The 23,814-nt window shown below is 56.6% G+C and carries 22 protein-coding genes and 2 pseudogenes; 16 read left to right on the forward strand and 8 right to left on the reverse strand.

All coding sequences use genetic code 11. The features are described 5' to 3' along the window. Position 1: 1 nt before the first annotated feature. The 3 genes from AC1DHT_RS10820 (at position 2) to AC1DHT_RS10830 (ending at position 4,163) form a co-directional block, all read left to right on the forward strand. Positions 2 to 1,483 (forward strand): mannitol dehydrogenase family protein, encoded by a 1,482-nt coding sequence (locus AC1DHT_RS10820; protein ID WP_427539950.1) that lies wholly within the window; start codon positions 2 to 4, stop codon positions 1,481 to 1,483. 228 nt (positions 1,484 to 1,711) lie between these two features. Then, positions 1,712 to 3,205 (forward strand): xylulokinase, encoded by a 1,494-nt coding sequence (gene xylB / locus AC1DHT_RS10825; protein WP_427539947.1) that lies wholly within the window; start codon positions 1,712 to 1,714, stop codon positions 3,203 to 3,205. 13 nt (positions 3,206 to 3,218) lie between these two features. After that, a complete protein-coding gene (locus AC1DHT_RS10830) occupies positions 3,219 to 4,163 on the forward strand; it encodes a carbohydrate kinase family protein (RefSeq protein ID WP_427539944.1) in 945 nt (314 codons plus the stop codon). Positions 4,164 to 4,285: 122 nt separating this feature from the next. Here the strand turns inward: AC1DHT_RS10830 and AC1DHT_RS10835 are convergent, their stop codons facing one another. Next, positions 4,286 to 5,587, reverse strand: coding sequence for an OprD family porin (locus AC1DHT_RS10835; protein ID WP_427539941.1), 1,302 nt, complete (start codon positions 5,585 to 5,587; stop codon positions 4,286 to 4,288). A gap of 375 nt (positions 5,588 to 5,962) precedes the next feature. On the opposite strand from AC1DHT_RS10835, the gene AC1DHT_RS10840 reads away from it, so the two are divergent. The 4 genes from AC1DHT_RS10840 (at position 5,963) to AC1DHT_RS10855 (ending at position 10,721) form a co-directional block, all read left to right on the forward strand. Further along, on the forward strand, positions 5,963 to 8,176 hold the full coding sequence (locus AC1DHT_RS10840) for a type VI secretion system Vgr family protein (RefSeq protein WP_442114742.1): 2,214 nt from the start codon (positions 5,963 to 5,965) through the stop codon (positions 8,174 to 8,176). Beyond that, the gene (locus tag AC1DHT_RS10845; protein WP_427539619.1) at positions 8,173 to 9,180 is read left to right on the forward strand and encodes a DUF2515 family protein; all 1,008 of its coding nucleotides are present in this window, start codon (positions 8,173 to 8,175) and stop codon (positions 9,178 to 9,180) included. Before AC1DHT_RS10840 ends, AC1DHT_RS10845 begins: the two co-directional genes overlap by 4 nt. A 71-nt stretch (positions 9,181 to 9,251) precedes the next feature. Next, positions 9,252 to 10,055 carry a hypothetical protein gene (locus AC1DHT_RS10850; protein ID WP_477761353.1) on the forward strand — a complete coding sequence of 268 codons (804 nt, stop codon included), beginning with the start codon at positions 9,252 to 9,254 and terminating at the stop codon, positions 10,053 to 10,055. Positions 10,056 to 10,127: 72 nt separating this feature from the next. Continuing rightward, positions 10,128 to 10,721: a hypothetical protein gene (locus tag AC1DHT_RS10855; protein ID WP_427539613.1), complete on the forward strand. Its 594-nt coding sequence runs from the start codon at positions 10,128 to 10,130 to the stop codon at positions 10,719 to 10,721. Positions 10,722 to 10,839: 118 nt separating this feature from the next. On the opposite strand, the gene AC1DHT_RS10860 is transcribed toward AC1DHT_RS10855, so the two are convergent. Continuing rightward, positions 10,840 to 11,136: a hypothetical protein gene (locus AC1DHT_RS10860; protein ID WP_427539610.1), complete on the reverse strand. Its 297-nt coding sequence runs from the start codon at positions 11,134 to 11,136 to the stop codon at positions 10,840 to 10,842. A gap of 443 nt (positions 11,137 to 11,579) precedes the next feature. On the opposite strand from AC1DHT_RS10860, the gene AC1DHT_RS10865 reads away from it, so the two are divergent. Further along, entirely contained in the window at positions 11,580 to 11,843 is a 264-nt protein-coding gene (locus AC1DHT_RS10865; RefSeq protein WP_427539607.1) for a DUF2790 domain-containing protein, read from the forward strand. Positions 11,844 to 11,933: 90 nt separating this feature from the next. Further along, the gene (locus tag AC1DHT_RS10870) at positions 11,934 to 12,332 is read left to right on the forward strand and encodes a hypothetical protein (protein WP_427539604.1); all 399 of its coding nucleotides are present in this window, start codon (positions 11,934 to 11,936) and stop codon (positions 12,330 to 12,332) included. Here the strand turns inward: AC1DHT_RS10870 and AC1DHT_RS10875 are convergent. Continuing rightward, a complete protein-coding gene (locus AC1DHT_RS10875; protein WP_145016091.1) occupies positions 12,329 to 12,601 on the reverse strand; it encodes a DUF1652 domain-containing protein in 273 nt (90 codons plus the stop codon). The two genes, AC1DHT_RS10870 and AC1DHT_RS10875, sit on opposite strands and share 4 nt — an antisense overlap. A 318-nt stretch (positions 12,602 to 12,919) precedes the next feature. Between AC1DHT_RS10875 and eco the strand changes: the two genes are divergently transcribed. Both eco and AC1DHT_RS10885 read left to right on the forward strand, forming a co-directional pair. Then, on the forward strand, positions 12,920 to 13,399 hold the full coding sequence (eco, locus tag AC1DHT_RS10880; protein ID WP_427539600.1) for a serine protease inhibitor ecotin: 480 nt from the start codon (positions 12,920 to 12,922) through the stop codon (positions 13,397 to 13,399). 14 nt (positions 13,400 to 13,413) lie between these two features. After that, positions 13,414 to 13,719: an NIPSNAP family protein gene (locus AC1DHT_RS10885; RefSeq protein WP_427539597.1), complete on the forward strand. Its 306-nt coding sequence runs from the start codon at positions 13,414 to 13,416 to the stop codon at positions 13,717 to 13,719. A gap of 33 nt (positions 13,720 to 13,752) precedes the next feature. Here AC1DHT_RS10885 and ilvA read toward each other — a convergent pair. The 3 genes and pseudogenes from ilvA to AC1DHT_RS10900 form a co-directional block, all read right to left on the reverse strand. Beyond that, a pseudogene (gene ilvA, locus AC1DHT_RS10890) lies at positions 13,753 to 14,760 on the reverse strand (threonine ammonia-lyase, biosynthetic); the annotation flags it as partial. A 216-nt stretch (positions 14,761 to 14,976) separates the two neighbouring features. Beyond that, the gene (locus AC1DHT_RS10895; protein ID WP_427539594.1) at positions 14,977 to 16,017 is read right to left on the reverse strand and encodes an asparaginase; all 1,041 of its coding nucleotides are present in this window, start codon (positions 16,015 to 16,017) and stop codon (positions 14,977 to 14,979) included. A 97-nt stretch (positions 16,018 to 16,114) separates the two neighbouring features. Further along, complete coding sequence (locus AC1DHT_RS10900; protein ID WP_477761354.1) at positions 16,115 to 17,701, reverse strand: RimK family protein; 1,587 nt, start codon at positions 17,699 to 17,701, stop codon at positions 16,115 to 16,117. A gap of 92 nt (positions 17,702 to 17,793) precedes the next feature. On the opposite strand from AC1DHT_RS10900, the pseudogene rimI reads away from it, so the two are divergent. Next, positions 17,794 to 18,258, forward strand: a pseudogene (gene rimI / locus AC1DHT_RS10905) (ribosomal protein S18-alanine N-acetyltransferase); the annotation flags it as partial. A gap of 32 nt (positions 18,259 to 18,290) precedes the next feature. Here rimI and AC1DHT_RS10910 read toward each other — a convergent pair. Next, complete coding sequence (locus AC1DHT_RS10910; protein ID WP_427539588.1) at positions 18,291 to 18,668, reverse strand: hypothetical protein; 378 nt, start codon at positions 18,666 to 18,668, stop codon at positions 18,291 to 18,293. Positions 18,669 to 18,838: 170 nt separating this feature from the next. Further along, positions 18,839 to 19,738, reverse strand: coding sequence for a lipid A hydroxylase LpxO (lpxO, locus tag AC1DHT_RS10915; RefSeq protein WP_054597549.1), 900 nt, complete (start codon positions 19,736 to 19,738; stop codon positions 18,839 to 18,841). Between the two features lie 626 nt (positions 19,739 to 20,364). Here lpxO and AC1DHT_RS10920 point away from each other — a divergent pair. The 4 genes from AC1DHT_RS10920 (at position 20,365) to AC1DHT_RS10935 (ending at position 23,683) form a co-directional block, all read left to right on the forward strand. Next, complete coding sequence (locus tag AC1DHT_RS10920) at positions 20,365 to 21,795, forward strand: GGDEF domain-containing protein (RefSeq protein WP_427539584.1); 1,431 nt, start codon at positions 20,365 to 20,367, stop codon at positions 21,793 to 21,795. A gap of 362 nt (positions 21,796 to 22,157) precedes the next feature. Continuing rightward, entirely contained in the window at positions 22,158 to 22,793 is a 636-nt protein-coding gene (locus AC1DHT_RS10925; RefSeq protein WP_427539581.1) for a LysE family translocator, read from the forward strand. 86 nt (positions 22,794 to 22,879) lie between these two features. Continuing rightward, the gene (locus AC1DHT_RS10930) at positions 22,880 to 23,257 is read left to right on the forward strand and encodes a hypothetical protein (protein WP_427539578.1); all 378 of its coding nucleotides are present in this window, start codon (positions 22,880 to 22,882) and stop codon (positions 23,255 to 23,257) included. Positions 23,258 to 23,479: 222 nt separating this feature from the next. Beyond that, positions 23,480 to 23,683: an exodeoxyribonuclease VII small subunit gene (locus AC1DHT_RS10935; protein ID WP_054597553.1), complete on the forward strand. Its 204-nt coding sequence runs from the start codon at positions 23,480 to 23,482 to the stop codon at positions 23,681 to 23,683. Positions 23,684 to 23,814: the final 131 nt, after the last annotated feature.

Consider the following 23,814-nt stretch of genomic DNA (forward strand, 5'->3'; position numbering starts at 1 on the left):
CATGAAACTGAACAAGCCCAACCTTACCCGTCTGGCAGCTGAAGTGGCTCTGCCCGCCTACCCCCTGAGTGCGACTCGCCAGGGTATCGCACACATCGGCGTCGGCGGTTTCCATCGCGCCCATCAGGCCTATTACACCGATGCCTTGATGAACACTGGAGAAGGCCTGGACTGGAGCATCTGCGGCATCGGCCTGCGTGCCGAAGATCGCCGCGCCCGGGATGACCTGGCCAGCCAGGATTACCTGTTCACGCTGTTTGAGCTGGGCGACAGCGGCGACACCGAAGTACGGGTCATCGGTGCCATCAGCGACATGCTGCTGGCCGAAGACGGTACCCAGGCGCTGATCGATAAACTCGCCAGCCCGGGCATTCGCATCGTCTCGCTGACTATCACCGAGGGCGGTTATTGCATTGACGACAGCACGGGCGAGTTCATGGCCCAACTGCCACAGATCCAGCATGACCTGGCGCATCCGAACTCACCGAAAACCGTGTTCGGCTTCCTCTGTGCGGCCCTGGCCAAACGCCGCGCCGCCGGTATTCCAGCGTTCACCTTGATGTCCTGCGATAACCTGCCACACAACGGCGCGGTCACCCGTAAGGCGCTGCTGGCCTTCGCCGCCCTGCGCGATGCCGATCTGCGGGACTGGATCGCCACAAACGTCAGTTTCCCCAACGCCATGGTCGACCGCATCACCCCAATGACCAGCTCGGCTCACCGCTTGCACCTGCACGACGAACACGGCATCGACGATCTATGGCCAGTGGTCTGCGAACCCTTCGTGCAATGGGTGCTGGAAGACAACTTCGTCAACGGTCGTCCAGCCTGGGAAAAAGTCGGCGTGCAGTTCACCGACGACGTCACGCCTTACGAAGAGATGAAAATCAAACTGCTCAACGGCAGCCATCTGGCCCTGACTTACCTGGGCTTTCTCAAGGGCTATCGCTTCGTCCACGAAACCATGAACGATCCGCTGTTCGTGCGTTACATGCGCGCCTACATAGACCTGGACGTAACGCCGCAATTGGCGCCGGTGCCGGGCATTGACCTGACGCAGTACAAGAACACCCTGGTCGAACGATTCTCCAATCAGGCGATTGCCGATCAACTGGCGCGGGTATGCTCCGACGGCTCGTCGAAGTTTCCGAAATTCACCGTACCGACCATCAACCGCTTGATTGCCGATGGCCGCGAGACCCGACGTGCGGCGTTGGTGGTGGCAGCGTGGGCGATTTACTTGAAGGGCGTGGATGAGAATGGCGATACCTACTCGATTCCCGACCCGCGGGCGGAGTTCTGTCAGGCGCTGGTGGCCGATGATGCGTTGATCACTCAGCGGTTGCTGGAGGTTGAGGAGATCTTTGGCACGGCAATCCCCCATTCTGCGGAGTTCGTTGCAGCGTTCGAGTGGTGCTGCAACAGCTTGCGTGAACATGGCGTGACGCGAACGTTGGAGCGGGTGTTGAACGATTTCGGTTGAGGGTCATTGAGAGCCCCCCTCACCCTAACCCTCTCCCCAAGGGGCGAGGGGACTGACCGAGTTGATTATGACAACTACTGCGACCTGAAACATCGAGCCGAACTCAGGTTCTGAAAACTATGGAGATCAGCTCCCTTTCCCCTCTCCCCCCTGGGGAGAGGGTTGGGGTGAGGGGTGGCTCTTGAACCAAACGCAGATTTCATGGAACGACCCGAGAAAAACTACGCAATGACAAACCCAGCATTCTTCCTAGGCATCGACTGCGGCACCCAAGGCACCAAAGCGCTGATCCTCGATTCGCGCAGCGGTAAAGTCCTCGGTCAGGGCGCCGCCGCCCACAGCCTGATCAGCGACGCCAATGGCCGTCGCGAACAAGACCCCGCCCAATGGCTTGAAGCCTTGACCCTCGCCACTCGCCAGGCCTTGCTCGCCGCCAACATCAGCGGCCAGGAGATTCTCGGCATCGGCGTCTCAGGCCAGCAACACGGCCTGGTCCTGCTCGATGAACAAGGCCAGGTCCTGCGCCCGGCCAAGCTCTGGTGCGACACCGAAACCACCGCAGAAAACCAGCGATTGCTGGCGCATCTGGGCGGTGAAAGCGGCTCACTGGAACGCCTCGGCGTGGCCATCGCACCGGGCTATACCGTGTCCAAACTGTTGTGGACCCAAGAGCAGCATCCGCACGTTTTCGCCCGCATTGCTCACATTCTGTTACCCCACGACTACCTCAACTATTGGCTGACCGGGCGCTGCTGCAGCGAGTTCGGCGATGCTTCGGGTACCGGCTACTTCAATGTGCGAAGCCGCCAATGGGACCTAGAGCTACTGGGCGACATCGATCCCAGTGGCCGCTTGCAAGCGGCGCTGCCCGAACTGCTGGAGGCGCATCAGGCGGTCGGCACGATTTTGCCGAACATCGCCGAACGGTTGGGCATCAACCCAAAGGCGCTGGTCGCCAGCGGTGGCGGCGACAACATGATGGGCGCCCTCGGCACCGGCAATATCCAGCCGGGTGCAATCACCATGAGCCTGGGCTCTTCGGGCACCGTGTATGCCTACGCCGAGCAGCCCAACGTCAGCCCGGACGCGTCAGTCGCGACGTTCTGTTCCTCCAGCGGCGGCTGGCTGCCGTTGATCTGCACGATGAACCTGACCAACGCGACCAGCGCCGTGCGTGAGCTGTTCGATCTCGACCTCTCACAATTCAATGCCCGGGTCGAGCAGTCACCGATCGGCGCCGAAGGCGTGAGCATGCTGCCGTTCCTCAACGGCGAGCGCGTCCCCGCCCTGCCCCACGCCACGGGCAGCCTGCTGGGGCTGAACATGACCAACCTGACCCAGGCCAACCTTTGCCGCGCAGTGGTTGAAGGCACTACCTTCGGTTTGCGTTATGGCCTGGACCTGCTGCGCCACAACGGATTGCAGAGCCGCAGCATTCGCCTCACCGGTGGCGGCTCGAAAAGCCCGGCATGGCGGCAGATGGTCGCGGACATCATGAATACCCCGGTGGTGTGCACCGAACACAGCGAGGCGGCAGCCCTCGGTGCAGCGATTCAGGCGGCGTGGTGCGAGTCGGCCGCCGGTACCCAGCAAAGTCTGTTGGCGTTGTGCGAGCGCTGTGTCAGCCTTGACCCCACCAGCGAAACCCAACCCATTGCGGCGAATGTAGCGGCCTACCAACAGGCCTATGAGCGTTATCGCCAACAGGTCGCAACCCTTTAAAGAGTGAACAACTATGTATCTGGTGTGTGGAGAAGCACTGTTCGATTTCTTCAGCGAAAACGCGGTGAGCGGTCAGGCCTCGACCGTGAACTACAAGGCAATTGCCGGCGGATCACCGTTCAACGTGGCGGTCGGCTTGCGCCGATTGGGGGTGGACTCGGCGCTGTTCGCCGGGCTGTCCACCGACTACCTCGGCCGTCGCTTGCAGCAGGTGCTGGCGGACGAAGGGGTGCGTGCGGATTATTTGCTGGACTTCGACGCACCCACCACACTGGCGATGGTTGCGGTGGGTGCCAACGGCTCGCCACATTACAGCTTTCGCGGTGAAGGCTGCGCTGATCGTCAGCTCACGCTCGCCCATCTGCCAGAGTTGAGCGATGAGGTGCGCGGTCTGCACATCGGTTCGTACTCGCTGGTGGTGCAACCGATTGCCGATACGCTGCTGGCGCTGGTGCGCCGGGAAAGCGGCAAACGCCTGATCAGCCTCGACCCGAATGTACGACTCAATCCCGAACCGAACATCGAGTTATGGCGCTCACGGATTGCCGAGTTGGTAAAGCATGCCGACCTGATCAAGGTCAGTGACGAAGACTTGAGCCTGCTGTATCCAGGCCGCGAGCCGCAGAGCGTGATCGACGGCTGGCTGGAATATCGCTGCCAATTGGTGTTCCTGACCCGTGGCGGCCAGGGCGCGACGGTGTTCAGCCGCCGCCACGGCAGCTGGTCCGCACCGGCAAGCAAAGTGGTCATTGCCGACACCGTCGGTGCCGGTGACACCTTCCAGGCTGCGTTGATCACCTGGCTGACCGAGCAACAGCTCGATTCAGTCGACGGCTTGCAGCGCTTGAGCCGCGAACAGATCGACACGATGCTCAGGTTCGCCATCAGCGCAGCGGCGCTGACCTGCAGCAAGACCGGGCCGGATTTGCCGTATCGGCACCAGTTGGAAATGCGCTGAATGTGAGGGCCTCTTCGCGAGCAAGCCCGCTCCCACAGGAGATCTGAGTCGTATGCAGAGTTTGCATCACATGAAGATCCAATGTGGGAGCGAGCCTGCTCGCGATGGCATTCTGTCAGGCGCTACAGAATCGAAAAGTTGTAACTCACAATCAACCGGGTCTCATCCACATCCCGGGCGAACTGCTCGTAGTTGGTCCGGTACGTCGCGTTGCGTAGCCGCAGGCTCAGGTCCTTGAACGTCCCACTCTGCACTACATACTTGAGCTCGCTGTCGCGCTCCCACTCCTTGCCTTCCTGCTCGCTGCCCGGCACCTTGATGTGATCGCCATTCACATAGCGGGTCAGGAAGCTCAAGCCATTGAGGCCGATGGCCTTGAAGTCGTAGTCGTAGCGCAACTGCCAGGAACGCTCCTGGGCCGCAGCGAAGTCGTTGACCTGCACATAGTTGACCAGATACGGGTTACTGCCATCCAGGTACGGCATCGAGTTGTCACCGATCATTCGCTGCCAGCCGGCGCTCAGCGTGTGACCGTCGAGGGTGTAGCCGAGCATGCCACTCAAGGCGCGGTTCTCAATGGAGCCGGCGCGAGCGGCGCCGCTGTCGGCACTATCGAGTACACGCAGGTCAGCCTTCATCAGGCCCGAGCCTAACGGCTGGTTGGCCAGCAAACCGACAAAGTGCTGACGGTAGATGTCTTCCAGTTCGGCGTAGTGATACTGAGCGCTCAGGCGTTCGTTGAACTTGTAATCGATGCCATACATATCGAAGTGATCAGCCGTGACGTTGCAGGCGTAACGCTTGTTCTTGCAGTGCACGCGGATGTCCTCGGCGTCGGTGGAGTCCCGGGCGGTGTACTTGTCCAGGCGTGCGGCCGTGAAGGTCAGGTCCTTGAGTTCTTTCGATGTGAGCATTGCACCGTTGAACATCGTTGGCAGCAGACGACCGTCGTTGTATTTCAGCAACGGCAGGTCCGGCAGCAATGCGCCGTACTTCAGGACGCTCTGCGAAACGCGGACTTTGGCCGTCAGGCCCAGCTTGGCGTATTGGTCTTTCGAACCGCGTGGGTTCTCCCCGGTTGACGGCAACAAGCCGCTGTTGCTGCTGTCGGGGCTGGAATCAAGCTTGAGGCCGAGCATGCCCAATGCATCGACACCGAACCCAACGGCGCCTTCGGTGTAGCCCGATTGCAGATTGAGAATGAAACCCTGGGCCGACTCGTCACGTTTCGACGCACCCTGCTCGTTCGAGGTATGCCCGTCACGAAAATCGCGGTTGAAATACACCGTGCGCGATTCGACTTTGGCGCTGCTGTCTTCGATAAAACCGCTGGCCTGGGAGTGCGCGGTAAAACCTGCGCACAGGACTAAAGCGCCGAAACCCAGAGCCGGGCACGGAGTGATGAGGGGAAACGGGGGACGCATGAAAAAAAGCTCCAACAGTGCATCTTTGCGACAGGACAATCAGCCAACACAAATAGCGTTCATCCAGCGAAAGGGTTCGCCGCAATGAAGTAAAAAGTTACGGGGGTGATTGCCAATAGTGGCAGATGGCTGCTAGCTGACACAGGCGACTTTAGTCTGAAAATGACTGCCGACTCCTGCCCACCGATAAGTTACCCATAGCGCTTAACAACCTCGCACAGCTTACCGCCCCCCTGAATTCATTGGCCTGAACCCTGTAAATAGGGGTTTTCCCCATACCTGCCACAGCCCGCGTCTAGTCCATTTTCGCCTTGAACCAGCAGGTTTAATCCTGCACCATCGCCGCCTGGTTTTTCAAAGGACGGAATCAAAGGCATGCTGGATGCTAACGCTACCCATATTTCTCTCACCCTCGAAGGTGTTTCCACTGACCTTCAGGTGCTCAGTTTCGTTGGCCGTGAAGCCCTCAATCAGCCGTTCTGTTTTGACATCGAACTGGTCAGTTCCCGTCCCGACCTGAAGCTTGAAGAGCTGCTGCACAAACCTGCCTGCCTGACCTTCGGCGCTACCGGCGAAGGCGTCATTCATGGCCTGGTCTACCGCATCGCCCAAGGCGATTCGGGCAAAAGCCTGACGCGCTACAGCATCAGCCTGACGCCGCAGCTCAACTACCTGCGCCACAACCATGACCAGCAGATCTTCCAGCAGCTGAGCGTGCCGAAAATCATCGCCCAGGTCCTCGAAGCCCGCGGCATTCTGTCCGACGCCTACAGTTTCCAGCTGGGCGCGATCTACCCCGAGCGTGTGTACTGCGTGCAGTACGACGAGTCCGACCTGCATTTCATCCAGCGCCTGTGCGAAGAAGAAGGCATCCACTTTCACTTCCAGCACAGTGCCAGCGGCCACAAGCTGGTGTTCGGCGATGACCAGACGGTGTTCCGCAAACTGGCACCGGTGACCTATCAGCAAGACTCCGGCATGAGCGCCGACAAACCGGTGATCAAGCGTTTCAACCTGCGCCTGGAAACCCGCACCAGCCGTGTCAGCCGTCGCGATTACGACTTCGAAAAACCGCGCATCCTGCCTGAAGGCACGGCCAGCAGTGCATTCCTGCCAGACCTGGAAGACTACGACTACCCCGGCCGTTTCACCGACCGCGAACGCGGCAAGCAACTGGCAACCCGCGCCCTGGAACGTCACCGCAGCGACTACCAGCTGGCCGAAGGCAAAAGCGATCAGCCGATCCTGGTCAGCGGGCATTTCCTGGCCCTAAGCGAACACCCACGCGCCGAGTGGAACGACCTGTGGCTGCTGCTGGAAGTCATTCACGAAGGCAAACAGCCGCAAGTGCTCGGCGAAAACGTCACCAGCGACGTCACCCAGAACAAGGATGACTTCCACCAGGGTTACCGCAACCGCTTCCTCGCCACCCCGTGGGACGCGCACTTCCGCCCTGCCCTCGAACACCCGAAACCGAAAGTCCTGGGTAGCCAGACCGCGGTGGTCACCGGTCCCAAAGGCGAAGAAATCCACTGCGATCAATACGGCCGCATCAAGGTGCAATTTCACTGGGATCGTGACGGCCAGGCCGACGACAAGACCAGCTGCTGGGTCCGCGTCGCCACCGGCTGGGCCGGTAGCGCCTACGGCGGCATCGCCATCCCGCGTATCGGCATGGAAGTGCTGGTGACCTTCCTCGAAGGCGACCCCGACCAGCCGCTCGTCACCGGCTGCCTGTACCACAAGGAAAACGTCGTCCCCTACGACCTGCCGGCGAACAAGACCCGCAGCACCTTCAAGACCCTCAGCTCACCGGGCGGCAAGGGCTACAACGAGTTCCGCATCGAAGACAAGAAAGGTGCCGAACAGATCTACCTGCACGCCCAACGCGACTGGGACGAAAACATCGAGCACGACCAGAAAATCCGCGTCGGCAACGAACGCCACGACACCGTCGAAGCCAACACCCTCACCGAACTCAAGGCCGAAGAGCACCGCATCACCCATCTGGATCGCAAAACCGAAGCACGGGCCGATGATCACCTGACGGTCGGGGTGACCCAGCACATGAAGGTCGGCACGGCGCAGTTTGTAGAAGCCGGGACGGAGATTCACTACCACGCGGGTGAAAAGGTCGTGGTGGAAGGTGGGATGGAACTGACGGCCAAGGCTGGGGGGAGTTTCGTCAAGGTTGATGCGGGGGGTGTGACGATTAGTGGGGCTGAGGTGAAGGTGAATTCCGGTGGCTCGGCGGGGAGCGGGACGGGGATCGGGATTTTGATGCCTGGGCTGCCGTTGATTGCTGATCAAGCTCGGGCGGGGAACATACTTAAATCCGGTACGGCAAACAGTGAGAAGTTTGACGAGCAAATTCGCTTTGTGACCGGGCTTGGACAACCTATCAAGTCCGTGAAAGCCGCCATTATTGTTCCTTCCTCAGTAGCTCCGAAGATTTCAAAAAGTAATGCAGACGGCCTTCATCCTCGTGTCGAAACGGACACTGCCGAGACGGCAGAAGTCCATTTGATGTGGGACGAACTGATTGTGCCGCCGGGCTCTGACGATTACGAAGCGAGTAGAAATAAATGAGCGCACCCGTAGCTACTTTTAAGACCAATAGCCAGAGCTGCTCTGTTAAAGACGTTACCTTGAAGTGCGACAAGCTGTGGACGATGGGGCAACAGGAAGCGATTAGTCGCTTGAGTGTTCCGAAAAAGAGTGTTTTCTCTAAATCTACAAAAATGGTTCTGGTTTCAGATTTCGGTGCCCGAGCTGCGCGGATCGCTGCTGCTTATGCCGAGTTTTATCTGGAGCGCGGCGAAGACGGGAAACCGGATTTAAAAGGTCGATTTTACTGGATGGGGCTGGCCGCCTTTGCCAGTAAGCAGGTGAAATGCGGATTGGATTTTATTCCTGCAGAGCCTTACCTGACGATTGGAGTCCCCCCTATTGGCCAGCCACCTCTAAGGATTGGCAAGAAAGGGCTTGGCAAGGGAAATTTTTGGTTGTTTCAAGACATATTTGTATGGCACTGGTTTTATAAAAAACATCCGGATCAGTTCGATGAGTGCGCACCTGTTCGCAATGCGAAAAGTTGTGATGCGCAGGTGCAGATGAACATAGACCAGTTGCCGTGGGCCGACGAGGCTTTGCCTGTATTGAAGAATCTTTCTTTAACGCCAGATGTAAAGAAAGGATTTGAACGAATTAAGGACTCTGAGAGCACGTCAGATCCAGCAACTAAAAGAAATTTGCAATTGAAGTCACTTCTTGCCATTGCTGATCATGAGCAACGAAGGATTCTTCAGCCACTGATTTACAACGAATTCTTTTTTCAAGCGACATTGAAAGCCCAAGCTGCATTTGAGTGGGCTCCTTTTGTACCGGTACGAGTCGCCGCTTTCAGTACTGCGTGCGATGTAGATGATAAGGAATTAAGGGTTCAAATGGAAAAGGGAAACCTCTACAGCGAATCAGATCGTATGGAATTTATTGGAAAAATTGCTGCCCAGTATCATAAGTTGATGGGTTTTAAAAAAGATTATATGGAAGAGCAAATTAAAACCATTGCCACTTGGAATAATGCAGTATGAGGCTCTATTGCTTTGTACTGTTTTTTTTGCTTAGTGCCTGTGGTGATGCAAGAGACATTGGGAGTGGTTCTATGACGGGCAAGAAGTCGACGATCGAAATTCAGCTACAGGAAGATATCAACACTTTGTTGACCGCAAGCTCTGTGAAGTTTTCTGAAGAGTGCATGTCGCAGGTGAACATGTGCTGGTACAAAATTGACAAGTCCTTTGGCGATGTTGATCTACCGTCTGTGAAGGTCAATGGGGCCTTGATACTTGATGATGTTGCAGCTGTGAGTATTGCGATTGATAAAGATGTAGGAAACAACATAGAAAGCCTTGATTTGTCCGTTAGATCTCTCCCTGACGGCAGTAAGCACAAAGAGTATCAGGCTTTCTTATACAGCCTGTTAGAAAAAATAAAATCAGCAGGCTGGACTCATTATTATGCGCCGTCCGATCCGCGGATATCAGGTTCGCAAATTGATAAGATTAGCTCGCCTGGTAAGGTGCTTGGAGACTATGTCCTGAGTCATCCATGGTTAGATCCTGACTATCGCCTGGATCTAGATCGCTGGCTGAAAGTAGACGATTTTTATGATTGGAATTTTTATAACAATGGAAATCACCTAACCCTGAGGGCACAGAGGCGCGACTCTGACGACGCTCCTAATGAACGTGGAWCATATTTGGTAAGTTTGAGTTTTACAACAGAGCGTGAATACTGGGCACCTGCGTTTAATGACTCAAAAGACAAGGCACGCTGGAAAGAGTTGTTGCCGGGCCTTCTTAAGAACTACAAAGCCATTCGTGATGTTCGTGAAAAAAAGGCTGTTGATGCGGGTATAGAAGTTGATAGCAGCTATCAAGACCMTCCGATTAAAGCGCTGAAATAAAATACTCTTCGTTGAAAGAGAGGGGAGTTAAGTTCCCCCCTCTCTTTTAAAATTTAAGTTTGAGCAAATTTGATGGCATATTTATGGGTATTAATATTTCTGGCGTTGGCGGGGTGCGATAACGCTAACCAGAGCTCCGTCGCTGTAACAGAGTCTACCAAGATAGAGGCCCATTCCGGGAATGATGCCACGCTGATTGGCAATAACATTCCCGACTTTTCTGATCAGACACCCATTATGTCTATTCGGGCCGGTGGAGACGATTGGGGCTTAGCCGATATCGCTCCGCTCGCGCCAGACCTTCCGGGCATCGTTGATCTTGGGCAAGTTGGCGAGCTTTGGATGGCGATGTTTCCTCCCACTTCGCTTGTTCAAGTAAGGTTTCTTGCTGGCCCGGACTCTCCTGTGACGCACGTGAGCATGGCGGTGGTGTTTTCAAATAGTCCGCTTCCCACCTATTTCGAGACGGATGCGCAGGGAGAATCGCCCGGGTATTACGTGCAAACGGGCGTCATCGCGAAGGTCTACTTCGTGTGGGATGAGTTGATTGTTCCGGAGGGTGCCGACGATTACGAAAAGAGTCGGAACAAGGGGTTGCTGCCGACGTTGCGTGATTGGCATCCCACTGAGGTTTTGATGCCCCGTCTCATGCAGTTGGTGCAGTAGAAAGACAGAGGACTTCAGGATCGCCAAACGGCCATCAACCAAGCTGTACGACACAATAAAAAGATTCGCACAAACAAGCCCGGTTTTTTGGGAGATGGGCTTGTTGTGCAATGGTTAGTCAGGCCGGCGCTGTCCACCCCAACATCCGCTGCTGAGCCACCTTCAACAGGTCGCAACCATCCTGAGTCAGCAAATACAGTGCATGGGTAATGTGCGGAATGTCTTGGACATCGCCGTGTTTGAAGCACTGGCAGTGCAGCGTCTCCAGCAGGTCGCTGGAGGCACGGATTCGCTGTAGAGCGGCTTCAAGTATGTCTTGGGGATTGGCCTCGGTATCGATGACCATTGGGTTTGAGTCGGTAACACCGCTTTTGATTGCGCGATAACGATCGGGTAATGAATTTAACGTAGGCATTAGGATTACTCGGTTGTTTGATAAATAACCGCACTAGGAGGACATGGATCTCCGCAGCGCGAATCATGAAACACATATGAACGGTTATTATCAGGTGACCAAACCCGTTCGCTGATTTTGCAGCGACGGCAAACAGTAAACCCTTGCCGCTAACTGGCGAAAGGCGACGATGCCTATGACGTTGTAGGAAGGAGCCGAAGCTTGCTCAGGTTTATATCGTAAACGCCTGACCCTCGGTGTCAGGGCGCCACCGTAGGCAATAGCGACCAAAAACCGCTCCACCCCGCTCCATCCCCCAAACACCCACCGAGCTTAACCCCCGCTTAATCCTGCGGTCTAAAATTAACTGGACCGCGTTCGCGCAGAATCTTCTGACGCCCTGCGCGGCAGGGTCGACATCGTCAGGTGTCGCGCTGACTTCACGTCTGCACCGGAGATTTCTCATGAACATGCGAACTTTACTGGTGGCCTCTGCCCTCGCCTGCACCGGGTTTACCGGGCTGGCGCTGGCCGACTCCGCACCTTCCCAACCTGTGCCGTATCACTACGGAATGTCGCTGCACGTCAAGAAAGTGGTTTCGATGACCGAGCCCGCAACGCAGGACTGCAAGGTGGTGACGGCGGAGATGAAGTTCATCGACAACGCGGGTAAGCAGGAGTACATCAGCTACCGCAAGCTATCGGATGCCTGCAGCTATCAGAACTGAGTCATGGCGCTGCGCAGCAGTATTTGGCGATGGGCGTGAGCGAGGCCAAAGGTTATGCTTTGGCCTCCCTTACTGCCGCAAGGATTCGCCATGCAGTTGTCGTTTCGCACACTGTCGATGTTTACCGCCGGTCTGAGTTTTGCGCTGGCGCTGGTCTGGGGCTTTATACCCGAGGTGATGCTGTCCATCTGGAGTATCGGGTACTCGGACGTGACAGGATTGGTGGCCAGACGAAGTGCGATGTTGTTTGTGGCGCTGGGCGTGATGTTTTATCAGGCGCGCAACGCGCCGCCGTCCGTTTCGCGTAGCGCGCTGAGCAGCGGTCTGGTGGTGGGGGTTTTCGGGCTGGCCACGCTGGGTGTCGGTGAATGGCTCACTGGCCACGCCGGCCCGGGTATCTTGCTGGCCGTGACAGTGGAGATCGCGCTGGGCCTGGCGTTTCTCCAGACCCGGCGTGTATCTGTCGAACTCGCAGAAACCGTGGATTAATGCGCGCGGACCTTTGACGCGAGCACATGGCTGCCGGGGGTGTGATCCTCCAGGTCGTGGCGTAATTCAGCGATCAGGTCGTTGATTTCACGACAGCCATTAAGAGCGTTCGCATCGATGCCGGTCACCACCAGATCCAGTTGATCCGTCTGGTGGTTGTCGTAGACCTTCACGGTCATCGACAGGTCCGGTGACAAGGTGCATTGGCAACGTTTAGGCAAAAAGCTGTGTTCAATGATATTGCGAAGTTCCAAGGCAGAAAGAAACATTACAACCCTCCCTTTTTATAGGACCATCGATCAATCGTCGGGTTAACCGCCGTCAGTCTTGTCCATCCTTATCTCGCGGTTTTTCCTGGCGTGTTTTTAATGCACTGGAATGAAGCATAAAGCATACCCGGGAATTCGCACGACGGGCCGTCAATAAATCAGCAATTTACGACGAACCGCCAAGTGGCCTCGTGCAAAACGCATGATTGCCACTCATCATCCCTCACGTTGCCAACTTTGCCGTCGTGGTTTGCATTGAGACGCCAGTGCATTGAGAATGCTTGCGTTCAATGATTCAACCAAGAGCAAGGAGGCATCATGCGCTCATCTATTCTCACCGCCGCAGCGGTACTGCTGTCCGGTCTGTCCACTCTGGCCAGCGCTGCGAAACTCGAAGACGTTGCCCCCTATCCCAAGGCTGAAAGCGGCTTTACCCGCCAGGTGATTCACCTCGCTCCGCAAACCCGGGAAGACAATTACCAGGTCGAAATCCTCGCTGGCAAAACCTTGACCGTAGATTGCAATCACCAGCGTCTGGGTGGCACGCTGGAGGAAAAAAACCTTGAAGGCTGGGGTTATCCGTTCTATCGACTGGAGAAAGTCAGCGGCCCGATGAGCACCCAGATGGCGTGCCCGGACGGCAAGCGCAAACAGGACTTCGTGCCGGTCATCGGTGAGGGTTTCCGGCTGCGTTACAACAGTAAGTTGCCGATTGTGGTCTACGTGCCGAAAGATGTCGAAGTGCGCTACCGGATCTGGTCGGCGTCGGACAAGGTCGATAAAGCCCGTCAAGAATAAATGGAGCGCGCACAATGATTACCTGCCACGTCAAATACGTGATCGACCCCTACCAACTCGCCGACTTTGAAGCCTATGCCAAGGCCTGGCTTGGTGTCGTCGAACGCTTGGGCGGTACGCACCACGGGTACTTCCTACCGTCCGAAGGCGCGAGCAATATCGCTTATTGCCTGTTCAGCTTTCCTTCGCTGGCAGACTACGAAAGCTACCGGCATATTGCCCTGACCGACACCGAAAGCACCGCGTTGGTGGCGCTGGTGCTGGAGAAGAAATTCATCCTCAGCTACGAGCGGACGTTTCTGCGTCCGCTGCTCGCCTGAATCCCCTTCAGCGACTTACACCGGAGCGCCGCTCAACGCGGCGCGCTCGGCCACATGTCGCAAGCTATCAAAATTGATATTGGCCCCCGAGTCGATCGCCACCAGGGTCTGCCCCTGTGCACCGGTTTGCGCCACGTACTTCTTGATTCCGGCTACGGCCAGCGCGCCGGATGGCTCGGTGATCGAGCGGGTATCGTCGTAGATGTTCTTGATTGCCGCGCACAGTTCGTCGTTGCTGACCGTGAGTACTTCATCAACGTGATGGCGGCAGATCTCAAAGCCATATTCACCGATCTGCGCGACGGCTACACCATCGGCGAAGGTGCCCACGCTTGGCAACGCCACCCGCTCTCCCGCCAGCATTGCCGCTTGCAGGCACGCGGAGTGTTCCGACTCGACGCCGATGATGCGGATCTCCGGCCGCAGGTATTTGACGTACGCGGCGATGCCGGCGATCAAACCGCCGCCGCCCACCGGGACGAAGATGGCATCCAATGGGCCTTGATGCTGACGCAGGATTTCCATGGCCACCGTGCCCTGCCCCGCGATCACGTCCGGATCGTCGAAGGGCGAAACAAAAGTGCGGCCGGTTTGCCGGGCCAGGTTCAATGCGTACTCCAGGGCGAACGGAAAGCTCTCGCCATGCAACACCGCATTCGCGCCACGACTGCGCACGCCAATCACTTTCAGCTCCGGCGTTGACGTGGGCATGACGATACTCGCCTCAATCCCCAATTCCCGCGCCGCCAGTGCCACGCCTTGGGCGTGATTGCCAGCGGACGCGGTGATCACGCCGCGAGCCTTCTGCTCGGCACTCAACTGGGCTAGCTTGTTGTAGGCACCACGAATCTTGAAGGAAAAGGTTGGTTGCAGGTCTTCACGCTTGAGCAGGATCTGGTTGCCCAACACCTCGGTTAACGCCGGGGCCATCTGCAAGGGTGTGCGCACTGCCAGTTCATAAACCGGCGCGGCGAGGATTTTTTTTACGTAGTGCCCAAGCAGGGCCTGCTTGGCGGTGACCGTGTCGGTGTTGGTGTCCATCAACGTCTCCTGGCTTTGTTCACGGCCCCGGAGACAGAAAATGAAAACCCGCCTCTAGGGCGGGTTGGGTGCAGTCGTCAGCTAGCCCGCCAAATAAGGAATGGCGGTAATAATGCTTGGCTGGCGGTGCGATACGGTGAAAGTCATGGCTCGAAATTAGCTGCGCGCGAAAGGCAAGTCAATGGCCAGTTTTCTGTCGAATGCGATAGTTGAGCGCTAAACGGGCTCCAGTGAAAACGTCAGCTCGATACGTCCGGTCCTCACCTTCACCGTGTTGAGCATTGGCGGGTGATGCCAGGCACTGAGTTGGGCACGTTGCGCGGCCGTACCGATGTTCAGTTGCGTCAATACTTCACAGACCACCGCATAGAGGACGGCCTGATTTCCGTCCTCGACTTTTACCGCAATACCCCGCGCCTGCTGGCCGGCAACACCACGCACACCCATTGCATAGCTCGCGTCGGCGCCGACCTTGCCCACCAGTTGACCGTTGAAGGCCTTCATCAGCGCCGTACAGAAACGGCCCTCCCCGGCGACCAGCTCAGGGTATGTGGTCATGGCTCGGTAAATCCGCGCCAATTCAGCTTCACGTGGAGACCGGGTACTTTCGTCGGTATCGGCAGCATTGGCTATTTTGGCAAAGAGCAACGCCAGCCGATCCAGTGCAAAAGCCGGCGTGGGCAGGTTGCAGCCATCGGTCGCCCACTGAATGGCGGCACCTGAAACCTCGCAAACCTCAGCCACCGTCTGCATCACCCGCTGCTGAAGCGGATGAGCTGGAAGGTGATACCCCTCCAGCGTTGCCCCCAGCGCTTTGGCGGCCGCCAACATTCCAGCGTGTTTACCTGAGCAATTGCTGCACACCGGACCGGGTACAAAATCGCTTTTGATCCAGGCCCGATAAACCTCATCCGAGATGGGTGGATGGCCGCCGCAGCGCATGTCTGCTTCACCGGTGCCGACCTTGGCCAGCATGCCCAGCGCTCGCTGGATATGTCGTGCTTCGCTGCTATGGGAACCGCACATCAAGGCCAGGTCAGCATCGTCCAGACCAAATTGTTCGAGTGCACCAGTTTCCATGACCGCCAACGCTTGGGCAGGTTTGGCGGCGGACCGTGCCAGCGTCATGCGCGATGAGTCACCAAAGCCGCTGAGCAAGCGGCCCTGAGCATCGACGACCGCGACATGCGCGATGTGGGTGTTTTCAACGCTATCGCCGCGGTAGACGACCGCGGCAATCGCCTGTTCCCTGTCCATGCGGTATTCCTGCTGATTACTTGAAAGCCATGCGCGGATGACGTCGCGCTGATTCAGGGGAGCGTAGCTTAAGGACATTGTTGGCGTACGCAATAGCTCACCAGGCTTGCCCGCGACGCTTGAGTTCGAGTCTGCGGACGAACTCCTCGAGCACCAGTGAATACAGATCGTCCTGCAAATAGGCGTCTTCGATACCGGCATCGATGTTCGGGTTATCGTTGACCTCGATCACCACCACTTTGTCGCCGGACTGCTTGAGGTCGACACCGTACAGCCCGTCGCCGATGAGGTTGGCGGTTTTCACTGCAAGGTCCACCACGGCCTTGGGCGCCTCATGAACCGCCAGGGTACGGCACTCGCCGTTGATATCCTGGCCCTTGGCTTTGTGGTTGTAAATCTGCCAATGGCCTTTGGACATGAAGTACTGGCAGGCGAAGATCGGTTTGCGGTTGAGCACGCCAATACGCCAGTCATACTCGGTATAGAAGAACTCCTGAGCCAGCAGCAATACCGAATGCTCGAACAGCTCAGCAGTGGCTTCGAGCAGGGCTTGCTGACTTTCAACCTTGATCACCCCTCGCGAGAAGCAGCCGTCAGGAATTTTCAGCACCAATGGAAAACCCAGTCGCTCGCCTACCCGCTCAAAATCTTCCGGTCGCTCCTTGTAGAGAATTTCCGTGGCCGGCATGCCCAGTTGATGACTGTTGAGCAAGTCCGTCAGGTAGACCTTGTTGGTACAGCGCAGAATTGACGCCGGGTCGTCCATCACCACCAAGCCTTCACTTTCGGCCTTTTTCGCAAACCGGTAGGTATGGTTATCGACGCTGGTGGTCTCGCGGATCAGCAACCCGTCATATTCGGCGATACGCGCGTAGTCCTTGCGTTCGATCAACTCGACATCGATGCCCAGGCCCTTGCCCACCCGGACGAAATTCTCCAACGCCCTGGCATTGGATGGCGGCAGCGCTTCCTGCGGATCGTGGAGGATAGCCAGGTCATAACGGGCCAGTCGGCGTGAACGCGGCAGGCGCCAGATCTTGCGACTGAAGTTGTCCAGAGCGTTAGCGAAGTGATCCTCCTGATCTTCTCGCAACTTATGTAACGCACCAGACTTGACGCCTTCAATGTGCCAGCCGTTACGTCGGCGAAACTCTACCAGCACGATCGGACAAGGGAACACTTCAAACAACTGACGCGCCAAATCCTGTAATGGTTCGATATTGGTCTTACCGAAATACAGCGTCAGAGTAAATCCTTCAGTGTCGCTGTAAAGGTGATTATTGAGCGCCTTGTCCAAGGTTTTATCCAAATCGTCCAGAGACAGGCCATACAGGGACTTACGCGTCAGTTCACTGATAGTTCGCACCGAAGGAATTACCTTGTGCCCGCGGGCTTCGGCCAGCAATGAGCAGTAGTAGCCGTGTCCCAGATACTTGTAGCTGCGGCACAGGTTGATCACCTGTACCCGCTTGCCCTGCTCGCTGCCACGGGTTTGCTCGAGATACTCCTGGGCACTGACGATGTCTTCACTGGGAAAGTAAGACGCCCAGTCTTCCTTGCGTTCGACAATAATAACCAACTGACTGGACGCTCTGGCAGCTTCCGATAAATAAGTTGCTTTGGTTATTGCTGTCGGTAAACGTTGCTCCGATACTTCACGCCAATKACCTTGTAGTGCTGACATAGTGATTGATCCGTTGGAGAACAAGACCTTTCCTATTAAGCACGAACTTTTTCGAAAGTCCCGTTTTGTTACGCAACTTTTACGGTGGTCATATGAATCTTGTCTTTCGCCTTGCAGTACCGAATGATCTGGCAGCACTCCTGGAACTTGAGCAGCAATGTTTCACCACCGACCGGCTCAACAGCCGTAATTTCCAGTGGATGATCAAGCGTGCCCACGGGCAGTTGATCGTCGCCGAGTGTGCGGATCAATTGCTCGGCTACGCCCTGGTGCTGTTTCACCGCGGTACCTCGCAGGCGCGGCTGTACTCGATTGCCATCTCGGTTCAAGCCCGAGGTGCTGGCCTGGGCAAACAACTGCTGGAGCGAATCGAGACTTGTGCGCGGGAACGCGACTGCACCTGTCTGCGACTGGAGGTGCGTACCGACAACCCGATAGCGATTGCGCTGTATGAACGTAGCGGCTACCGGCGCTTTGCGTTGATTCGCGACTTTTACGAAGACCATGCCGACGCCTTGCGCCTGGAAAAAACCATCCACGAACACCGTTCTGCCCGGAAGGATGGCGCCTGCGTTACGGTCACTACCACTCAATAACTGCTGGTGTCCGAATCTCGGGGGGCTGGCTTGGGCGCACTATACGGTTTGACTGTACCCGGCGCAGTCCCGCTGCGCGGATAGCCATTGCCGATCCCGCCGTTTTCCAGGGTCGGAGGACGGGGAACCGGCACGGTATTCGGCCCGCGAATGACCGGCGCGCTGGGCTGGGTGCCCTGCATGCTGTTGGGATTTACCCGGCGAATCGGGCTGTTGTAGGGGTTATCGGAGTTGTCAGGGAGATTCTGGGTCAGCAGGATCGGATGCTCCACCGTGGCAGCCAGCATGCCAATGTCTGCGCCGGCCTGGGTCAGAGTGCCCAGCAAGCCACTCAACGCCAGTGCGCTGGTACCGAGCACAAACCTGTTCATGGTGGAGTTCCTCCAGTACATGCAGATAGAGTCTTCGATAACACGCTACGCGCAGGATTCGCCCCTGTGAAGACAATACTCCAGCGCAGATATCACACCGATTGACCGCACCGCAAACCGGCCGGTAAACCTCACCGCGCCAGCAAAGGCTGCTGGCGCGTGGATCGTGTTCAGATCAATACAATAATGGCCAGCAAACCGCCGAAAATCGCCCACTTTTCCAGGTAGTAACGCGTCCGGTTGCGCTTTTTCAGTTCTTTACCGCGCAAACGAATTTTGTAGATTTTGCCGAAAAACCGGTTTATGCCACCGGTTTTATCGCCCGCATCGTTGGGCGCGCCAGCAGCGGACATCACGTTGCGGCTGAACCAGCGATTGAACGCTGTGGCCCAGCGGTATTTCAGCGGGCGCTCGATGTCGCAGAACAGGATGATGCGATTCTGCTGGGTGGTGTTCTCGGCGTAGTGAATGTAAGTCTCGTCGAACATCACCGCCTCGCCATCACGCCAGTGATAGCGCTCGCCGTCGACGTCGATGTAGCAACCCTCATCGTTCGGCGTGTCCAGACCCAGGTGGTAACGGTACGAGCCGGCATACGGGTCGCGGTGACGGACCAGTTTCGAGCCTGGTGGCAATTCGGCGAACATCGCTGCCTTGATCGAACCAATACTTTGCACCAGCTCCGTGGTACGCGGGCAGAGCTTGGTGGCCGACGGGTGGCTGTCGCCATACCACTTCAGATAGAAGCGCTTCCAGCCGGTTTTGAAGAACGAGTTGAAGCCCACATCGTCGTATTGGTCCGAGCGCTTGATCTCCCCTGCCCTGAGCAGATTTTGGCCTTCGGCGCGGATTTCCTGCCAATTGGCCTGCAAGGGGCTCAGGTCCGGGAAATCGGCTGGATTCAGATAAGGCTTGTTGGGGATTTTCGAAAACAGGTACAGGAAGCAGTTGACCGGCGCCAGAAAGGTCGAATGGTCACTGAGCTGGCGACTCAGTTTGTGCCGGATGCGACCACGTAGATGCACATACGCAATGGATAAAACGTAAAGGGAGACAATGATGAGTTTCACGGGAATTCGTCACAGTTCAGAAGAGTACATGCCGCGCGCCACAAGCCTGAGTTGAACGCAGCGTCCGAGATCCAACTATCAAATGAATCGGTCAAGCACGGGAGCCTGAGCAGAAAGCTAGCTCATGGCCACTGGGCGTATTTTAGTCATACTTTGTAATCAAGGGTTAACTTACATTTGTGAAAAACGGTGCATGCGTTGTGCCAGAAATGCGCTTGTTCAGTGCAATCGGACGCAGGACATCATGGGGAGCTGCCGATGATCGTCTCAATAGACGTATGCCTGCTGGCTCAAATCATGCGCAGACTGAACCGCACCGGACACGCATAACCCCTCCCCCGGTGTCCTGCCCCGACCGAACGAAAGCCCCTCCATCGCCTCAAGATTTCCTACCGCTGCGTCGCGCGCCCCCCGCGAAGGAGTTGCTATACCAAATTCAGACCGTTCCTTCTGCAGCTCTGTCATTACTCGACTAGGCTACTAATCGCCACAGGAGCCAAAGCCATGGAAGACCGGAGTCCGATCAATTTCGCGCTCTACACTCTAAATCCGCCGCAGCGTGTATGCGGCGACGGAGCTACTACCGGTCCGGTGCTGGCAAAACATATTGAATATTGGAGGGAGCCATGAGCAATAGCATCGCCACCGGCGAGCCACCTGAAGCCATCCGTCTCATCATCAAGGTTTATGCCTGCCTGCTGCTCGCAGGGTTTGCGTTTATCCCTGCCTACCTGATTAGCTACTTGTACTTCTTTCAGGACCCCACCCTTCTATTCGAGAACCACACGTTCCATATCATTGCGATCACGGCAGCCACTCTGGAAGGCTTGTTTGTCACTTACGTGACGTGGCGCTGCTATCAGTCATCGGGAGAGCCGCTGCTGCGATGGATGACGCTTGGGTTTCTCGGTTTTGTACTGATCTATGCATTGCACGGTGCGTTCACCGGGCTCGCACACCACAATATCTGGCTCTTCCTGCTTTATGGGCCGGCCTCTCGACTGGTCATGTCGATACTGCTGTTAGTCGGAATGCTGTCATACCACCGCCCACCCGATGCTGCAGACCAACGAATGCAGCCCCGCCGGTGGTTGACCTGGATAGGACTGTTCCTGCTGGTTGATCTGATAGTGGCGTTCGTCGCGAACTCATCATTCGCCGGCGAACTTGCGGTGCGCCTTTCGCTGGAAGGTGGCGCCCTGGTTTTGTCCATATTGAACGTGGCAATGCTCCTGCTCCGCCGTATCCGCTCGCAGTTGATGGTGATTTTTGTCATCTCGGTCACGGCGTTCGCGTTGTCATCTCTTGCATTCATCCTTGGACGTCCCTGGAACCACATGTGGTGGCTCGCCCATGCGATCTTCGCCGCTGGGTTCTTCCTGCTGAGCTATGGGGTAGTACAAGCGTTCCTCACCACGCGGTCCTTCTCGACAATTTACACCCAGGAGGAGTTGATGGTGCGTCTTGCCGAGGCTATGGAGTACACCGAGAACGCGCTGGTGGAGCTCCAGCGCACCAATCAGGAACTCGGACACCTTGCGGCGACCGATCCACTGACAGGAGCTGATAATCGGCGTCGGTTCATAGAGCGGGTCGAAGCCGAAATTGGCCGGACCAACCGCGGCGGTGAGCCGTTCTCCGTACTGGCACTTGATCTGGACAATTTCAAGTCCATCAATGATCGCTTCGGGCATCAGGTTGGCGATGACATTCTGAAAGAGTTCGTGCAGAAATGCCTCGATTCGATCCGCCCGTATGACGGTGTAGCCCGAGTGGGTGGGGAAGAATTCATGATTCTGCTACCTCATACCTCACTAGAGGCCGCGCATGTCATCGCCGAGCGTCTGCGAACCAGCGTTGCAAATACTTCTTTTAATAGCGGCTTTCAGCGGCTGACCATGGTCACAGTGAGCATCGGCATATCGCAATCCGGTCGCGACGGAGACACCATCGAGGCCATTCTGCACGTAGCCGATCAACGCCTGTATCACGCTAAACACCAAGGCCGTAATCGTGTGGTCACTGCCATCAAGACCAGTCTCCAACCGCTGCCCTGAGCATCATTTCGGAGTCGCTGAAAGCGTCGGAGCCGAAGCACCCCGAGGTTGACAATAACGCTGTGAAGGATCGTGGCGAGCACTCGTAAATAGCAGACGAGGTGCCTATAAAAGGCACCTCGGCTGCAATAATGGAGTAAGCCATTACTCACGTTGAAGTTGTAACGTATCCCGGGAAGTGGATACCGAATGCTGCAAACGCTGTATGACGTTTTGCGAATCAATCTGTATCTAACACTCTCCCGTTGACCGCCCTACTATCGTTCGCTCCATCCAGGTGCATACCTCAGAGATGGCGAAAACCGCTTGTATTAATTTAGCGGAGCTTTCGATTCGTTATCTCATCCATCAGGAGTTACGCGATGCCCGAACTGTCCAACCTGCTCGCCTACGGTCTGATCTCACTTGGCATGGTGCTGACTCCCGGCCCGAACATGATCTACCTCATCTCTCGGTCGATCTGCCAGGGACGAATGGCCGGACTGGTTTCCCTCGGCGGTGTAGCGTTGGGTTTCGTCGTTTATATGTTTTGCGCCGCATTGGGCATCACGGCCCTGGTTCTGGCGGTTCCCTATGCGTATGACGCCCTGCGACTCGGCGGTGCGCTCTATCTGCTCTACCTGGCCTGGCAGGCGGTCAAACCCGGCGGCCGTTCCCCATTCCAGGTGCGAGACTTGCCCAAGGATGGCCCGCGCAAGCTGTTCATGATGGGCTTTGTCACCAACCTGCTGAATCCCAAAGTTGCGGTCATGTATTTGTCGCTGCTACCTCAGTTCATCGACCCCACCGACCACGGCAGCGTGCTGGCGCAATCCATCGTGCTTGGCTTTACGCAGATCGTCATTAGCGTGAGCGTCAACGCGCTGATTGCCATCATGGCTGGCTCCATCGCGACATTTCTCGCCGGCAGGCCCGTGTGGCAGATCGTGCAACGCTGGCTGATGGGGACGGTCCTCGCGGGCTTGGCCGTGCGCATGATCGTCGAAGGGCGGCGCTAAACCCAATCGGCTAGCAGTCGCCAGTCACGTGTAGCTCGCTGATTTCGATACGATGGTGATACCAATGACCATCAGCGAACGATGCCGTGCCGAGATTATCTTTTGCCATTCGTGCCCTGTTTGCGGGCTGCCTCCTCGTTGCTACAGCCAATCACCTGCATGCAGACCTTACGCATGGGCTGCTTTGGGACTACGGATACGGTGACAGTACTCCATGGGCCAGCCGTTTGTTCTGGGCAGCGCTCACGTTTTTAGATCCTCTGGCCGCACTCTTGCTCTTCACAACCCCCCGACCAGGCATCGTTTTCACAGCTGCAATCATCATTGTGGACGTGATCCATAACACGTTCTATGTGGTGCTGAACCGACAATGGCTGGAGACGTTCTATATTTCGCAGACAGTGTTTTTGCTGGCAGTACTACTTCTAGCGCCTGTTGCCTGGAAAAGTATCAAACAGCACTGAAGCCACGAGCGGCAGAAGATGTCTCCCGATACGAATCCCCGCTAACGCTCCGACAACCACGGATAGTAGCCTTCTTGCCCCCCGCAACGGATTCCCCATTCCTTTGCCTGCCGGCCCAGGGACCGGGATTTCACCCATATCGGCGCGGACAGGATCTGGAGGTCAAGTCTGGTTTGCGTCCTGAGCGACCAGCACCTGATCACAGGTTTGAGGACTACAGCAATGCCGAAGAAACAGCAGGAAAATAAAGCAGCGGCGACCGCAGCTGAAATTGAGCGCTCTATCCAGGCGCTGAACAAAATGGCTGAACGCCTGTGGGGGGATGGTCGGGAAGCTGAGGCGAAAGCCCTTCTCGATGCCTTGAATGCGTTAAATCGGGCGCTGGATCGGATCAGGATTGGTGAGAGCCGTAAGACCCTCCATTGAGACCCTCTAAAGGCTGGATAGCAATTCCATCACCTCAACAGGATATAGCGTTCGCCCTGCCATATGACCTCGCCATCCATGGGCCGGTAAAGAGTCATATGGCCGGGTGAACAGCTGAAACGATACACCAG

The sequence above is a fragment of the Pseudomonas sp. 05N432 genome, assembly GCF_056396945.1.

Excerpts from the sequence above, each read along its gene's own strand:
- AC1DHT_RS10835 (WP_427539941.1), bottom strand. The coding sequence starts at position 5,587 with ATGCGTCCCCCGTTTCCCCTCATCACTCCGTGCCCGGCTCTGGGTTTC.
- AC1DHT_RS10910 (WP_427539588.1), bottom strand. The coding sequence starts at position 18,668 with ATGAACAGGTTTGTGCTCGGTACCAGCGCACTGGCGTTGAGTGGCTTG.
- eco (WP_427539600.1), top strand. The coding sequence starts at position 12,920 with ATGCGCTCATCTATTCTCACCGCCGCAGCGGTACTGCTGTCCGGTCTG.
- AC1DHT_RS10870 (WP_427539604.1), top strand. The coding sequence starts at position 11,934 with ATGCAGTTGTCGTTTCGCACACTGTCGATGTTTACCGCCGGTCTGAGT.
- AC1DHT_RS10920 (WP_427539584.1), top strand. The coding sequence starts at position 20,365 with ATGAGCAATAGCATCGCCACCGGCGAGCCACCTGAAGCCATCCGTCTC.
- AC1DHT_RS10840 (WP_442114742.1), top strand. The coding sequence starts at position 5,963 with ATGCTGGATGCTAACGCTACCCATATTTCTCTCACCCTCGAAGGTGTT.
- AC1DHT_RS10935 (WP_054597553.1), top strand. The coding sequence starts at position 23,480 with ATGCCGAAGAAACAGCAGGAAAATAAAGCAGCGGCGACCGCAGCTGAA.
- AC1DHT_RS10820 (WP_427539950.1), top strand. The coding sequence starts at position 2 with ATGAAACTGAACAAGCCCAACCTTACCCGTCTGGCAGCTGAAGTGGCT.
- AC1DHT_RS10925 (WP_427539581.1), top strand. The coding sequence starts at position 22,158 with ATGCCCGAACTGTCCAACCTGCTCGCCTACGGTCTGATCTCACTTGGC.
- AC1DHT_RS10855 (WP_427539613.1), top strand. The coding sequence starts at position 10,128 with ATGGCATATTTATGGGTATTAATATTTCTGGCGTTGGCGGGGTGCGAT.
- AC1DHT_RS10885 (WP_427539597.1), top strand. The coding sequence starts at position 13,414 with ATGATTACCTGCCACGTCAAATACGTGATCGACCCCTACCAACTCGCC.
- AC1DHT_RS10830 (WP_427539944.1), top strand. The coding sequence starts at position 3,219 with ATGTATCTGGTGTGTGGAGAAGCACTGTTCGATTTCTTCAGCGAAAAC.
- AC1DHT_RS10875 (WP_145016091.1), bottom strand. The coding sequence starts at position 12,601 with ATGTTTCTTTCTGCCTTGGAACTTCGCAATATCATTGAACACAGCTTT.
- AC1DHT_RS10860 (WP_427539610.1), bottom strand. The coding sequence starts at position 11,136 with ATGCCTACGTTAAATTCATTACCCGATCGTTATCGCGCAATCAAAAGC.
- AC1DHT_RS10895 (WP_427539594.1), bottom strand. The coding sequence starts at position 16,017 with ATGGACAGGGAACAGGCGATTGCCGCGGTCGTCTACCGCGGCGATAGC.
- AC1DHT_RS10845 (WP_427539619.1), top strand. The coding sequence starts at position 8,173 with ATGAGCGCACCCGTAGCTACTTTTAAGACCAATAGCCAGAGCTGCTCT.
- AC1DHT_RS10865 (WP_427539607.1), top strand. The coding sequence starts at position 11,580 with ATGAACATGCGAACTTTACTGGTGGCCTCTGCCCTCGCCTGCACCGGG.
- xylB (WP_427539947.1), top strand. The coding sequence starts at position 1,712 with ATGACAAACCCAGCATTCTTCCTAGGCATCGACTGCGGCACCCAAGGC.